The organism is Archangium lipolyticum, assembly GCF_024623785.1.
GTDB classification, from domain to species: Bacteria; Myxococcota; Myxococcia; order Myxococcales; family Myxococcaceae; genus Archangium; species Archangium lipolyticum.
In genome coordinates, this window is the sequence record NZ_JANKBZ010000018.1 from 110,677 (window position 1) to 124,245 (window position 13,569).

Below are 13,569 nucleotides of genomic sequence, written 5' to 3' on the forward strand. Positions count from 1 at the left end.
GGATGAGACACCTGGATGCCGAAGCCCTGCGTACCCTGACGGCCGGTGAGCCGGAGTCGGTGGCGTACTTCCGCGAGCACCTGGCGCACCCGTGCGAGCAATGCATGGAGTTCCTGGCGAAGACACCGGGACCCGGACTGCTCGACGGGCAGGTGGATGCCCTGCTGCTCCACCTGGCGCCCGCCCGCCAGGAGGAGCCCCCACTGGACGAGGTGGGGTTCGCCCGCGTCCGCCGGGGCCTGCGCGGCCCCGCCCCCGTCTGGCGCAAGGTGGCCGCGGGCGTGGCGCTCGCCGCGGGCCTCGCGGGGCTCGTCGTCCTCACCCGCGCCCAGGTGCCCCATGTGCAAGAGACGGCGGCCTGGGATGGGGTGAAGGGCGTGGGCCGTCTGGCCCTGGAGATGTCCGTGGTGGCCCGCGAGCCGTCCGGCGAGCTGCGCCGGATGGATCCGGGCGCCACCGCCTCGGACGAGGAGGTGCTGGTGCTGCGCTACCACGCCACCGAGGCCGGCGAGGCCCTCCTCTTCCAACAGCGCGACGGCATGCAGCCCGAGCTGCTCGGCCAGTTCCCCCTCCAGGCCGGCACGCACGAATTGGAAGGTCTCCAGGGCCTCGTGGGACTCAGCCTGGAGGGCGAGTCCGGTCCGCTCACCGTGTGGTTGGTGGGCTTCCCCTCGGGACAGGCGCTCCCTCCCGACGAGGTGCGCGAGGCACTCACCCATGGCGACATGGGGGCACTCTCGGCGCTCGCCGTCAACCGGTTCGATCTCCTCGTCAACGCGGATAAAGGGCACAATCCCGGCCCACGGTGAGACGCTTCCTCTTCACGCTCCTGGCGGTACTCGCGGCCTGCGCGAGCCCGGGCCCGCTCGAGAAGGGCGGCAAGGGCGGGCTCGTGTCCGTGAGGGTGGACGAGACGGCGCTCTCCGACGCCTATGCCCCCCGGCGCCTGGCGCTGCTGGTGGGCGTGTCGCAGTTCCAGGACTCGCAGTGGCGCAACCTGCGCTACTCCTCCAAGGACGCGGAGGATCTGGCCTCGGCGCTGAGGGATCCCGGGCGCGGTCACTTCGATCGGGTGCGCGTCCTCACCCGGCCCGAGGAGACGACCCGGACCTCCATCCTCGCCGCGCTGCGCCAGCTGCGGCAGGAGGCCACCCGGCCGGATGACGTGGTGGTGGTGTACTTCTCCGCGCACGGCACGCTGGCCCGCGACGGCACGGGCGAGCTCAAGCGATACCTGGTCACCACGGACGCGGCGTACCGGGACATTCCGCGCACGGCGCTGTCCATGGACGTGCTGAAGTCCGAGTTCGATCAGCTGCCCTCGCGCCGCCGGCTGATGGTGCTGGCCACGTGTCACAGCGGCAGCGGCAAGTCGCTGCTGCCCCGTGAGCTGGAGGCCGAGCTGGCCGGCATCAAGTCCGGCTTCTACGCGCGCCCCATCGAGGAGTCGAGCCGCGCCTCCATGGTGTTCGCCGCCTGCGACTGGGGCGAGACGGCCCGCGAGGACGAGGGGCTGCGAAACGACATCTACACCCACTTCCTCATCAACGGGCTGAACGGGGCCGCGGACCGCAATGTCGACGGTGCCGTCACCGCCACCGAGGCCCATGACTACGCGCGCCGCCGCACCTACGCCTTCACCGAGGGGCGGCAGCGGCCCTCGGCGGAGATCCTCGAGGTGGGCGCGGATCCGGTGGTGCTCTCCGGCCGGATCGACCGGATGGGCCGCCCGGAGCTCTTCTCGTACAACCCCCGGTTGGACGGCTTCACGCTGAAGGTGGATGGCGAGACGCGCACGGAGCTGCCCGGAGGCGCCGCCGTGACGCCCGGCCGCCGCACCGTGGAGCTCACCAAGGGCGACGACATCCTCATCCGCGAGGTGGTGGACATCACCGAGGGCGAGCGGCTGCCGCTCGAGCGCCTGCTGTCCCAGGCCTTCCCGCGCCGCTCGCTGACGGTGATGGGCGGCATGTTCTCCTTCGTGGACGCGCGCAGCCGCAACGAGCTGCTGCCGGCCGCGCCGGAGCTGGCGCTGGTGCTGCGGCTGGAGGAGCGCCCGCTGCCGGACCTGAGCCTCGTCCTCGACGTGAGTGGCAGCCGGGGCCGGCGCAACCTCCACCTGACGCCCGGCGGCTCCGTGCCCTTCACCTATACCTCGGTGTCATTGGGAGCCGCGGTTCCCTACACGTGGCGATGGGAGCGGTTGTCGCTCTACGCGGGGCCGCGTGTGGCCGCTCTGCTGCTTCAGCGGTCCTTCCAGACAGAGGCCTTCACCGGGGCTCAGCAGTACTTCACCTTCAGCCCGGGCGTGGTGGGTGGCGTGGTGTGGCGCCTGAGCGACCGGCTGGAGCTGGCCGCGCAGACGCAGCTGATGTTGACGTACGTGGTGGTGGATGGGCAGGGGCAGGCCGTGGGCTTCTCCGGTGGATGGGCCGGCGTGGGGTACCGCTTCTGATGCGCCAGACCGTCTACTACAGCGTGATGATGCTCCTCGCCCTCGCGGTCGGCGCGTGCGGGGGTTTCGACAACACTCCCTTCCGGACGGGCACCGTGAGGGGCCGTCTCACGGAGGCGGACCCGTCGGTGGCCATGGTGTCGCTGGTGGGCGACCCGGCGCTGCGTGCCAGCGTGGCCGAGGACGGCAGCTTCGTGCTGAAGAACGTCCCCGCGGGCCCCGTGGAGCTCTTCATCGTGGCCTCCGCGGACAAGGCGGTGCGCCTGCCGGTGCAGGTGCCCGGGGGCGGCTCGGCACAACTGGAGGACGTGGTGCCGCGAGAGGCCAGCTTCCTGGAGCTGCGCGTGAAGACGCCCTCGCGCCAGCGCGTGCCCGGCGGACAGGTCTCCGTGGAGGGCACGCCCTTCCAGGGCCTGGCGCTCGACGAGGATGGGTGTCTGAACCTGGGTCCCCTGCCGGATGGCTGCTACGGCCTCGAGATCTCCGTCCCCGGCTTCCCGGTGAAGAAGACGGACGCCTGCGTGGACGAGCGCGAGTACAGGTACCTGAAGGTCCAACTGGCCGAGCCGGACGGCGGCTTCACCACCCCTGGCTGCGCCGTCACCGGCTGCGAGCGCGGCACCCACTGCGCCGCGGATGGCCGGTGCGTGGAGTGCGCCTCGGATGAGCAGTGCGCGCCGGGCTTCTCCTGCCGGGGCGAGCGGTGCGAGGGCGCCGGTGCCCTGTGCTCCTCCTGCAATGGGGATTGGCAGTGCATGCCCGGCACGCATTGCGAGACGCTTCCCAGGGGCAACACGGCCTGCGTGACCCGGTGTGAGGGAAAGGCGCCGTGCCCGCAGGGCTTCACCTGCCAGGGGGCGAAGTGCCTGCCCCCACAGGCCCAGCTCTCGAGCTGCTTCGCCTACCGGCAGGTGGGCGCTTTCTGTGAGGGCGACGAGGGCTGCAGATCCCGGGGCATCGTCCAGGGCCTGTGCGTCGAGCAGGCCTGCACCTTCCGCTGCACCGCGGACGCCGAGTGTCCCGAGGGTTTCGCCTGCACCGACTCGGTCATGGGCTCCGTCTGCCGTCCAAGGCGGTAGGAATCACTCACAACGCGTTGTGAGAATCCGGGAAATTCTCAACACAGATACACGCGCTTTATCGCGACATTTCAAGCTTGCGATGCAAGTGCATGCGCCGGGAGGAATCTGTCCGGAACCACGAGCAGGACGTCAGGATTAGCGCTACTCTCGCCAGTCATGTGGAAGACAAACTGGCTACTCGGCATCCTGATGACAACCCTGGCGCTGTCTGGCTGTACCTCCCCTGGTCCTGGAGGAAACGGCAACGGCAATACAACGGCGGATGGCGGGCGGGACGGCGGGGACTCCACGGGTAACGACGGTGGTGACGGTGGCGACGGCAACCCCGTCGAACCCGACGACGGGGGGAGCACCCTGAAGTCGATCACCATCACCCCCGCCAACGCGACTCTCTCCGTCACGGGCAACACGGGCGTCACCCAGAAGTACACCGTCACCGGCACCTTCACCGACAAGCACACGGAGGACGTGACGGCGCAGGCCAGCTTCTTCATCGACAACACGCAGCTGGGCTCGTTCAAGGGCGCCACCTTCGAGTCGAGCGCCAAGGTGGGCGGCACCAGCTACGTGCGCGCGCAGGTCGGTACCATGTCCGTCTCCACGCCAATCACCGTGAAGATGGCGCAGAAGCTGCCGGACAGCAACACGCCCAGCACCTCCCCCCTTCCCTCGCAGCCGGAGTCGAGGTTCGACGGGCAGGTGGAAGCCTCGCGCAAGCCCAGGCTCGTCTACCCCAACAGCGGCGTCATGGTGCCGCCGAACCTGGGACAGCTGGAGTTCCACATCCTGCCCGGTCCCACCACCAACACGCTGTTCGAGCTGGCCTTCAGCAACGCCGTCACCGACGTGCGCGTCTACCTGCGCTGCTACCTGCCGAAGGGCTTCGTCCTGCCCGAAGGCGTCAATCGCGGCTGCATCTACACGCCCTCGGAGGAGGTGTGGAACTTCCTCGCGCAGAGCAACCGCGGTGGCCAGCCCGTCCGGGTCATCCTGCGCGCCACGGGTGACACGGGTGGCACGGTGGGCGTCTCGGATCCCATCTCCATCCAGTTCTCCCGCGCCGAGCTCAAGGGCGCGCTCTACTACTGGAACACCACGGGCGAGAACCCCGGCATCCTGCGCTACGACTTCGCCGATCCCGAGAAGAAGGGGGTCTCCGAGGTGTTGACCAAGACGAATATCAACAGCTCCAATGTCAACTGTGTGGGCTGCCACGCGCTGAGCCGCAACGGCAAGAAGCTGGTGGCCGAGGTCCAGGGTCAGCACGATGGCCGCCTGGCTCTCGTGGATCTGACGAACTTCACCCCCACCAGCACGACGACCCTCGTCACGACCACCGACGACGACAAGAGCATCTTCGAGTCGTGGAACCCGGACGGCAGCAAGTTCGTCGGCGTCTACACCGACACTGGCGCCAACAACCACAACCTGCTCCTCTTCGACGGCAACACGGGCAAGCGCACCGGCTTCATCCCCAACACCGGCACCCAGACCAATCCCGCCAACCACCCCGACTGGAGCGCGGACGGCAAGACGATCGCCTACACGTCCGTGGGCATCCGCGAGACGAACCAGCGCATGGGCAAGGGCAGCATCAAGGCGGTGACGCAGCAGGCCAATGGCTCCTGGAGCGCGCCCTTCACCCTCGTGCCCGCGGTGAGTGGGAAGAACCGCTACTACCCGGCCATCGCGCCCAACAACGCCTTCCTCGTGTACAACGAGTCCACCTGCCCCACCGCCGGCTCCGAGAAGGAGACGTACTGCAACGCGGACACCGATCCGTCCGCGAAGATGTGGGCGGTGAAGCTGCAGGCCAACGCGACCCCGGTGGAGCTGGCGCGCATCAACGCGCCGGGCCCCATGGACAACGGCAACACGAACCTGACCAACAGCTACCCGAAGTGGAGCCCCTTCGTGACGAGGGGCAGCGCGAGCGAGAGCAGCCAGCTGATGTGGACGACGTTCTCCTCCAGCCGCATGTACGGCCTGCGCAAGCCGCCGAAGGGAGGCTCCGAGTACCCCGATAGCGGCACGCTGCTGTGGATGGCGGCGGTGGAGGGGGGCAAGATGGAGAAGGGAGAGGATCCGTCCTACACGGCCTTCGCCCTGCCCTTCCAGACCCTCGGCACCTCCAACCACATCGCCCAGTGGGCCGAGTACTTCGTGGTCAACGGGTGCTCCACGGTGGGTGAGAGCTGCACCGGGGCCGGCTCGTGCTGCAACGGCCTCAACTGCGTCAATCCCACCAAGGACCCGCCCATCCCGTGCGACAAGAGCGGCGCCTGCGTGTGCAAGCCGCCCCCGGCCCTGTGCGGGACGGCCTTCGAGAAGTGCTCGCAGGTCGCGCCCTGCTGCGATGGCATGCGGTGCCTGGATGACGGCGGCGCCGAGTGCACCGGCGAGAACTGCACCTGCCGTCCGCCGTGCTCCGGCCTCGGTCAGCAGTGCGGACCCAACGCCGCGTGCTGCGATGGCCTGAGGTGCGCCAACTCGGCGAACGGCACCGTGTGCAAGGTGCCCATCCAGTAGGCCCGAGCGGTCCGGCGGCTCCGGTGGATGACCGGAGCCGCCTCCTCGCTCACGGAGACAGGACGAGGCCGTCCGCCACGCACGCGTCCACGGCGGCCTGGATGTCGGCCTCGGCCACGCCCGTCGCCTCCGCCACCTGGGACGGCGTGAGCCCCTCCAGCGCCATCTTCACCGCGAGCAGCGAGCGGTCACTGGCGGCCGCGAACATCGTCACCAGCTGCTCCGGGTGCCGCCACAGCAGCGCCATCTCCGGCTCCGGCGCCGGCTGCCCCTGGCCCCTGTCCCTCACGTAGGCACAGAGCTGGAAGGGGTGCTCCAGCACCGCCAGCGTCGGGTTCACCGTCAGCCGCTCCACCTTCTCCGGCACCGGCTCCAGCGACGCGTACACCGCGAAGTCCGTCCACTCGAAGCGCGCCAGCGCGGGCAGGAAGGCTGGCAACCCGCGCCGCTCCACCTCGTCCGCGAGGAAGGCGGGGAAGCCCTCGCCCATCCGGTTCATCTCGAAGGGGCGCGCGGGCCGGCGTGCCTCGTACGCCCGCACCAGTTCCTCCCACCGCTCCTCGCCCACACTCGCGCGCGTCAGCGGGTAGAGCTTCTCCAGCGTGGACCTCACATGGTGCCGCACCAGCCGGCCGTAGAGCTCCACCCGCGAGCGCGGCGCGTCCCAGCCGGGGTGCGCCCCGTACAGCCGCTCCACCCCTTCCGGGCCCGGGTCCGCGAAGTACTCCGCCATCGAATCGAAGAAGCCGCGCAGCCCGGGTTTCATCGTCCCTCCACCTCCGCCAGCACCGCGCGCGCCCGGTCCGCCTCGTCCAGCACCGCGTCCAGCGAGGGAATGTCCTGATCCCACTCGATCAGCGTCGACACCGGCCCCGTGCGCTCCAGCACGTAGCGGTACAGCGTCCACACGTCGTCGCAGACGGCCGCCCCATGCGTGTCGATGATGACGTCCGGCAGCCGCTCGTGCCCCGCCAGGTGGAGCTGCACCACCCGCTCCAGCGGCAGCGCGTCCACGAAGGCCCTCGGGTCATACCCGTGGTTCTGGGCGTTCACGTAGACGTTGTTCACGTCCAGCAAGAGGCCGCAGTCGGCCTCCTCGGCCACGTGCCGCAGGAAGGCCGCCTCGCTCAGCGTCCCCCCTGGCATGCGCGCGTAGTAGCTCGGGTTCTCCAGCAGGAAGGGCCGGCCCACCCGCGCCTTCACCTCGCGCACCCGCGGCACCACGTGCTCCACCGCCTCCTCCGAGAAGGGCAGCGGCAGCAAGTCGTAGAGGTACGCCCCTCCCAGCCGCGTGTAGCAGAGGTGATCCGAGAAGAAGGGCGCGTCCACCCGCTCCACCAGCGCCTTCAGCCGCGACAGGTAGTCCTCGTCCAGCGGCTCGGCCCCGCCGATGTTCAGCGCCACGCCGTGCGGCAGCGTCGGCCAGCGCTCCACGCACGCGTCCAGCGCGCGCTGGGGACGGCCGCCGAGCGTGAGGAAGTTCTCGGGGATGATCTCCACCCAGTCCAGCGCGCGGGAGGTCTCCGGGAGCCGCGCGTAGAACTCGCGCCGCAGCCCGATGCCCGCTCCGAGCGGCTTCAATCCATGTCTGCGCGCGTAGCTCGCTGGCATGCCGATGATTCCCCGTGAAAAAGACGCGGGCGGCGAGAGGAATCCCCCTGCCGCCCGGAAGAAGAGCCCCCGGGAGTCCCGGGAGCTTCGATGCCTACTGCGGCGCGGCGGCGCCGCCGCAGCTGGAGTTACCGCACGAGTGCTCGCTGGCCTTCTCGGCGGTGGCGGTGGCGGCGGTGGAGTTCACCTGCCGGGCGGCCGAGACGTCGACCTTGCACGCGTACTGACTGCCCCTATCCGAGGAGACGGAGGACTTCACGGGCTTCCCGGTCGCACAGCCCGTGGCGAGGGTCCCGAGGGAGAGGGTTCCGACGATGGCGGCCATGGCCTTGACGTTCATGGGACTTCCTTTCGTACTTCCTGGGTGGGAGATGGGAACTGCACGTGGCGGGGAGTCCCATCGCCCGGGACTGTGCGTGCGCGGTCTGACATACGTGTTCCGGGCTCGTCGGGTTACGGGCTCCCTTTCCTCCGGGCGCAGCGGCTACCTGGTTGGCTTGGAGCGCCTGGCCACCAGGGCCTCTCGCACCTGGCTGTCACGCGCCGAGCCGAGCTGGAGGCCGAGCGGTCCGGATTCCACACCCAGGGCTTGTAACAGAGCATCCTGTTCGGAAAAAGACGGTGCGGACATATGACGTGACAGCAACGCCTGGAAGAGGGGGCGGCCCGCAACGGCATCCACCGCTCGGGTGAAGTCCTCCAGACTGGCGGTGGAACCCGCGGCCGCGAGCCGCTCGAGCACGTCCTCGAGCCCGTGGCGGTTGCCGGTGGTGCGCCGCAACTCCACGTCGAGATGTAGGGCGAAGAGCGCCCCCGTCCAGTAGGTGCCCATGTAGGAGTCCCCCCGGTCGATGACGTCCCGCATCGTCCGGGTGCCCACGGCCTGGCGCCCCCGGTTGAAGCCATCCAGGAGCTCCTGCCATGCGCGCTCGGGCGTCTGTCTGCCCGAGCGGGCCCGCGCCAGCTCCGTGAAGTAGGTGGCCAGCCCCTCCGACAGCCAGCTGACGCGCGGAATGAAGATGGGATGCGTCAGATGGAGGAGCTCGTGCACGGCCACCCAGTCGCGGGCGAAGGACTCGGGCGTCGACTCCTGGCCCACGAGCAGGGAGATGCTCGGGGGCGAGCTCCACAACACCATGCCGAAGAGAGAGGGATTGGCGCGCCGCGGCACCGGGATGATGCGCACGGTGACGCGCGGGTACGGGAAGGTGCGCCGCACCGTCATCACCTCCTCGGCGGCCTGGCGCACCCACGCACACAAGGCCGCATCCTCCACGTGCGACATGCGTCCGAGCACCGCCACCTCCAGCACCGCGCCCGGGAGGCGCACGGTGCACCGCCGGCCCCCGAAGCCGTGGAAGCCCGAGTCCACCAGATCCACGCCCCGCAGCCGGTAGACACCGTCCGCGTCCGGAGCCCAGGGCAGCAGCGCCTCCGTGCCCCCGACCACGAGCTCCGCGCGCAGCGACGGCGTCACCACGCGAGGGCGCAGCAGCCAGGCCCGGCCCGCGACGTGCCACGCGTCCCCCTCGCCCATGCCAGCGAAGAGGGCCGAGTGTCCCTCACGGCCGCGCGCCTCCAGCGGATAGCGGTAGCGCAGGCGGCGCGTGCCCGGCGGAGCGAGGACGCCGCCCTCCTCGGACACCGGCAGGGCCTGCTCCGAGCCCTCTTCGCCCGAGGCGAGGACCTCGGAGACACCTCCGGGCTGGGTGAAGAGGAAATCCAGGGGGGCCTCCTCCCGCGGCAGCAGGAGCTCCACCTCCAGGGCGCGCTCGGGCTCCCGGACGTAGGTGACGTGGTAGCGCAGCGCCGCCAGTTCCCTCGTGGGCCCGGGCGTGGGGCGCGGCGCCCCCATATGGCACCCGCCCGTCACCCACCCGAGGGCCACCAGCACGAAGAAGAGGAAAGGGGTCGGCCATCCACGGGGGGGACGGAGCTCGGCCATGGACATCGTTCGAGCCTCGCCCAACGCCTCCACGCAAGCGAGCGCCCGAATGGCCTCCAGACCCCCGGGCCCTGCGCCATCCTCCCTCTTCTTCCTACCGGCACGCTGTTACACCTCATTGGTAAACCTTTGACAGCCCTTTTGACGACCTGCCCCCACGGGTCCACGGGCTGACGGAAATCATCAGCAAATCCAGAGGATTACATTCTCCCGAACGGCTCGGGAGGAGAGGGGTGGTGGCCCACCGTTCCCTGACGGACAGGGCTCATTCCCCCCGAAAACGTTCGTTGCAAATCGGTAAAAGGCTCCGCACAGTGGGCGTGTCGGAGGTGACGGGTACTTGGGGTAGGGCACCTGTCCGGGACACTCAGAGATGAACGAGAACGCACTCAACGCGAACGTGGGTTTGAAGCTGCGCAGCCTGAGGCTCGCGCGGAACATCAAGCAGACGGACGCGGCCAAGGACCTGGGGGTCTCCCCGGCCTATTTGAATCTCATCGAGAAGGGCAAACGCGTCATGCCCTTCCCTCTGCTGTGGAAGGCGCTGCGCTACTTCGACCAGGACCCCGAGCAGTTCATGTCCACGCTCGGCGAGGGCCGGGTGGACGAGGCGCTGGCGAAGCTGCTGGACGAGCCGCTGCTGAAGAGCCTCGACATCGACCCCGAGTCGCTGCAGAGCCTGTCGGCGGAGCCGAAGCTGGCGGGCACGGTGGCGGCGCTCTTCAACCTCTACAAGAACACGCGCACGCAGCTGGAGAACGTGCTGGCGCAGCTCAACGCGGAGGAGCGGGCGCGCACGCAGTCGGCGCCGGGCAGCTCGGCGGGGCCGGGCCTGCGCTTCGACTACTCACCCTTCGACGAGGTGAGTGACTTCCTCCAGACCCACCACAACTACTTCCCCGAGCTGGAGGAGCAGGCCGAGGCGCTGCGGCGCGACTTCAAGCTGGGACGCCTGCTCACCAGCGCGCAGATGGTGCCGCTGCTGGAGGAGCGCTTCGGCTACCGGGTGCGCTTCGAGTCCGCGGCCAGCGGCTCCTCGGTGGTGCGCCGGTTCGATCCGGAGAACCAGGAGCTCATCCTCTCGCCGGACCTCACCGAGCAGCCGCTCAAGTTCCAGCTCGCCGCGTCCATCGGATTGATGGTGCTGGACCGGGAGAAGCTGGTGGAGCGGATCGTCGGCGCGGTGCGCACGCGGCACGCGGAGACGCAGCGGCTCATCAAGGTGAACCTGGCCAACTACTTCGCCGGCGCGCTGATGCTGCCGTACGGGGACTTCTTCAAGGAGGTGGAGCGCACGCGCTACGACGTGGAGCTGCTCTCCAACCTCTTCGGCACCACGTACGAGACGGTGGCTCACCGGCTGTGCAACCTGTCGGATCCCAAGCGCAGGGGCCTGCCCTTCCACTTCCTGCGCTCGGACATCGCCGGCAACATCTCCAAGCGCTACAGCGGCACCGGCATCAAGTTCGCCACGGGCGGCGGCTCGTGCGGCAAGTGGGCCGTGCACCTGGCCTTCCTCAACCCGTCGCAGATCACCCGGCAGTACTCGATGATGCCGGACGGCACCTCGTACTTCTGCTTCGCGAAGGTGCAGCTGCAGCCCATCGAGGGCTCCATCGTGCGCGGCACGGCCTACTCCATCGGCCTGGGCACGCACGCGGAGAACGCCAAGTACCTGGCGTACGGCCTGCCCACCACGGATCTGCGCAAGGACGCGGTGCCCAGCGGCATCTCCTGCCGCTTCTGCGAGCGCACCGACTGCAACCAGCGCGCGGCCGCCAGCTACCGCTTCGCCTTCTCCTTCGACGAGTACACCAAGAAGGACTGCTTCTTCTCTCCCCTCCTCGTGCACGAGGCCGGCCGTGGCGAGCACCGCAACGGCGAGGGCCGCAATGGCCATGGCAACGGCAACGGCGAGCACCGCGAGTCCCAGCGTGAGCCACCGCGTGTGGAATCACTGGACAAGCCGTCCCGCCGCCGCAACAACTAGGCCGAGGAGCACCGAGCCTTCTTCATGAGCCTGACCGATACCGAACGCGCCCACATCCTCGAAGCCATCCAGAAGCAGCGCAACGCGCTCGCCACGACGCGCATCACCGGAGAACCGGTGGAGATCGGCCGGGGGTTGGTGCACCTGGCCGAGCTGCACGGCATGCTCGAGGACCATGCCGAGAGCCGCCGTCACTACGAGGAAGCGCTGGGCTTCTTCCAGACGGCGGGAGACAAGCACGGCCAGGCGCAGGTGCTCTTCGGGCTCGGGGTGTCGCGCGCCCACTTCGAGGATCACCGGGGCGCCATCGAGCACATCGCCAAGGCGACGTTCCTGTTCAACGAGCTGAAGGATCAGGAGAACGAGGCGCTGTGCCGGGCGGCCATTGGCGAGTCGCTGCGCTCGCTGGGCCAGGCCCGGGGCGCCGAGGAGAAGTACCAGGAGGCGCTGCTGCTGTACCGGCAGGCGAAGAACGGGCCGCGCATCGCGCAGTTGCTGATGGACATCGGCGACATCCGCATGGAGGCGGGCGAGTACGAGGCGGCGCGAAAGCGTTTCGCCGAGGCCATGCCGCTGCTGGAGAAGGAAGGCGATCCGGAGCCGCTGGCGCTGTGCAGGCTGCTGCTGGGCGAGGCCGAGGGCCTGCTGGGCAACCACAACTCGGCGCGACCGCTGCTGCAGTCGGCGGTGGATCTCTACTCGGAGCTGCACGACCACGTGTACGAGGCGCGAGCCCGGTGGGACCTGAGCATCGCGTACACCTTCGGGCAGGAGTGGAAGCTGGCGCGCGCCGAGCTCGAGGCGGTCATTCCGCTCTTCGAGGAGCAGGGCCGTCACGACGACGTGGCCAAGGCCCGGAAGGTCCTGGCCCACTTCGACGCGCGCGGGGTGTGAGACGGCTGACCCAGGCCTCGTGGTGTGGAACGGTCCTGCTGCTCGTATCGGCACTGGCCGGCTGCACCACGGCGTCCAGCGGTCGGATGTCCTCTGCCTGGGGTCAGGAGGCATCGCGGTACAGGGCGCCCCTCGCGCCCACTCCGTCGCCGCGACTCCTGCTGGCAATGAATGACGGCCCGGCGGCGGGTGGGGAGCCCTCCAGTCCGACTGTCCAGGGATATCCTCACTGAGGATCCGGTTTGTTAGGACACTCCCCATGACATCTGGACAGCCTGCTTCCCTTCAACTGCCGGCCTTCCTGCATGGAACCTACCCCTCGGTTCAACGGAAGACGCGAAAGGCGGGGCAGTGGTTCGGTGAGCAGTACCGGAAGAACGGCACCTTCCCCCTCCCTCGAGAGGTGCTGGAGATACCTCCCGGGGAGGTGGTGTCGACGCTCGGGGTGGCCGACTTCCAGCACGAGCAGCGGGTCTGGCGGCTCTACATGGTGTCCAACGTCCTGGAGGCTTTGTGGGAGACCCTGGAGGATCAGAACTCCCTCGCCGTGAGGAATGCCTACGAGGAGTCCTTCCACGACACGGCCTGGGGTGCGCTGTTCTTCGCACTCGCGCAGATGGGCCCGGTGAGCGCGGAGCGCGCCGCCTCGCGCCTACGCGCGGTGCTGCGCTTCTGGGAGCCGCTCCAGACGGCGCGCTACCTCTTCATGAACCCGGGAACCGCACACACCCTGGAGGAGCTGATGGTCGCATCCTGCCCCTGGGCCCTGGATGCGTGGTGCCCGGAGGAAGAGCCCCCGGTGCGCGCGCGCCTGGAGCTGGCGGTGGAACGCATGGCGAGGGCAACCCGCGAGGACAGCATCGAGGCCATCCTCCGGCAGATGCCCCGGGCGATCTCCTCCGAAAGCGGCCTGAAGCACCGGCAGGTTCTGGCCGACCCCGCATTCCAGCGCGAGCGCCTCGCCTCCCTCGCGCCCCTGGCTTTCGAGCGGGTATCCGCCGCACGCACGGCGGACTTGATCGGGCTGTTACATGACTGGGAGCACGAGCTCGGAATGCAATAG

The 13,569-nt window shown here is 69.2% G+C and carries 11 protein-coding genes; 7 read left to right on the forward strand and 4 right to left on the reverse strand.

The features are described 5' to 3' along the window. Positions 1 to 2: 2 nt before the first annotated feature. The 4 genes from NR810_RS31880 to NR810_RS31895 all read left to right on the forward strand — a co-directional run bounded on the left by NR810_RS31880 (position 3) and on the right by NR810_RS31895 (position 6,066). Complete coding sequence (locus NR810_RS31880; RefSeq protein WP_257458190.1) at positions 3 to 809, forward strand: hypothetical protein; 807 nt, start codon at positions 3 to 5, stop codon at positions 807 to 809. Then, the gene (locus NR810_RS31885) at positions 806 to 2,455 is read left to right on the forward strand and encodes a caspase family protein (protein WP_257458191.1); all 1,650 of its coding nucleotides are present in this window, start codon (positions 806 to 808) and stop codon (positions 2,453 to 2,455) included. The genes NR810_RS31880 and NR810_RS31885 overlap by 4 nt, the downstream gene beginning before the upstream one ends. Then, positions 2,455 to 3,534, forward strand: a complete 1,080-nt coding sequence (locus NR810_RS31890) for a carboxypeptidase regulatory-like domain-containing protein (protein ID WP_257458192.1) — start codon at positions 2,455 to 2,457, stop codon at positions 3,532 to 3,534. The genes NR810_RS31885 and NR810_RS31890 overlap by 1 nt, the downstream gene beginning before the upstream one ends. 159 nt (positions 3,535 to 3,693) lie before the next feature. Then, a complete protein-coding gene (locus NR810_RS31895; RefSeq protein ID WP_257458193.1) occupies positions 3,694 to 6,066 on the forward strand; it encodes a TolB family protein in 2,373 nt (790 codons plus the stop codon). Between the two features lie 49 nt (positions 6,067 to 6,115). Here the strand turns inward: NR810_RS31895 and NR810_RS31900 are convergent, their stop codons facing one another. From NR810_RS31900 to NR810_RS31915, 4 genes are all read right to left on the reverse strand, one after another. Continuing rightward, complete coding sequence (locus NR810_RS31900) at positions 6,116 to 6,832, reverse strand: HvfC/BufC N-terminal domain-containing protein (RefSeq protein WP_257458195.1); 717 nt, start codon at positions 6,830 to 6,832, stop codon at positions 6,116 to 6,118. Next, complete coding sequence (gene bufB / locus NR810_RS31905; RefSeq protein ID WP_257458196.1) at positions 6,829 to 7,677, reverse strand: MNIO family bufferin maturase; 849 nt, start codon at positions 7,675 to 7,677, stop codon at positions 6,829 to 6,831. Before bufB ends, NR810_RS31900 begins: the two co-directional genes overlap by 4 nt. Before the next feature lie 94 nt (positions 7,678 to 7,771). Then, positions 7,772 to 8,017 (reverse strand): hypothetical protein, encoded by a 246-nt coding sequence (locus NR810_RS31910; RefSeq protein ID WP_257458197.1) that lies wholly within the window; start codon positions 8,015 to 8,017, stop codon positions 7,772 to 7,774. 144 nt (positions 8,018 to 8,161) lie between these two features. Then, complete coding sequence (locus tag NR810_RS31915; RefSeq protein WP_257458198.1) at positions 8,162 to 9,622, reverse strand: M61 metallopeptidase family protein; 1,461 nt, start codon at positions 9,620 to 9,622, stop codon at positions 8,162 to 8,164. Positions 9,623 to 9,995: 373 nt separating this feature from the next. Between NR810_RS31915 and NR810_RS31920 the strand changes: the two genes are divergently transcribed. The 3 genes from NR810_RS31920 (at position 9,996) to NR810_RS31930 (ending at position 13,569) form a co-directional block, all read left to right on the forward strand. Further along, positions 9,996 to 11,612, forward strand: coding sequence for a helix-turn-helix domain-containing protein (locus NR810_RS31920; protein ID WP_257458200.1), 1,617 nt, complete (start codon positions 9,996 to 9,998; stop codon positions 11,610 to 11,612). Positions 11,613 to 11,636: 24 nt separating this feature from the next. Beyond that, a complete protein-coding gene (locus NR810_RS31925) occupies positions 11,637 to 12,506 on the forward strand; it encodes a tetratricopeptide repeat protein (protein WP_257458202.1) in 870 nt (289 codons plus the stop codon). Positions 12,507 to 12,765: 259 nt separating this feature from the next. Continuing rightward, the gene (locus NR810_RS31930; protein WP_257458203.1) at positions 12,766 to 13,569 is read left to right on the forward strand and encodes a hypothetical protein; all 804 of its coding nucleotides are present in this window, start codon (positions 12,766 to 12,768) and stop codon (positions 13,567 to 13,569) included.

Excerpts from the sequence above, each read along its gene's own strand:
- NR810_RS31900 (WP_257458195.1), bottom strand. The coding sequence starts at position 6,832 with ATGAAACCCGGGCTGCGCGGCTTCTTCGATTCGATGGCGGAGTACTTC.
- NR810_RS31895 (WP_257458193.1), top strand. The coding sequence starts at position 3,694 with ATGTGGAAGACAAACTGGCTACTCGGCATCCTGATGACAACCCTGGCG.
- NR810_RS31920 (WP_257458200.1), top strand. The coding sequence starts at position 9,996 with ATGAACGAGAACGCACTCAACGCGAACGTGGGTTTGAAGCTGCGCAGC.
- NR810_RS31880 (WP_257458190.1), top strand. The coding sequence starts at position 3 with ATGAGACACCTGGATGCCGAAGCCCTGCGTACCCTGACGGCCGGTGAG.
- NR810_RS31910 (WP_257458197.1), bottom strand. The coding sequence starts at position 8,017 with ATGAACGTCAAGGCCATGGCCGCCATCGTCGGAACCCTCTCCCTCGGG.
- NR810_RS31915 (WP_257458198.1), bottom strand. The coding sequence starts at position 9,622 with ATGGCCGAGCTCCGTCCCCCCCGTGGATGGCCGACCCCTTTCCTCTTC.
- NR810_RS31890 (WP_257458192.1), top strand. The coding sequence starts at position 2,455 with ATGCGCCAGACCGTCTACTACAGCGTGATGATGCTCCTCGCCCTCGCG.
- bufB (WP_257458196.1), bottom strand. The coding sequence starts at position 7,677 with ATGCCAGCGAGCTACGCGCGCAGACATGGATTGAAGCCGCTCGGAGCG.
- NR810_RS31930 (WP_257458203.1), top strand. The coding sequence starts at position 12,766 with ATGACATCTGGACAGCCTGCTTCCCTTCAACTGCCGGCCTTCCTGCAT.
- NR810_RS31925 (WP_257458202.1), top strand. The coding sequence starts at position 11,637 with ATGAGCCTGACCGATACCGAACGCGCCCACATCCTCGAAGCCATCCAG.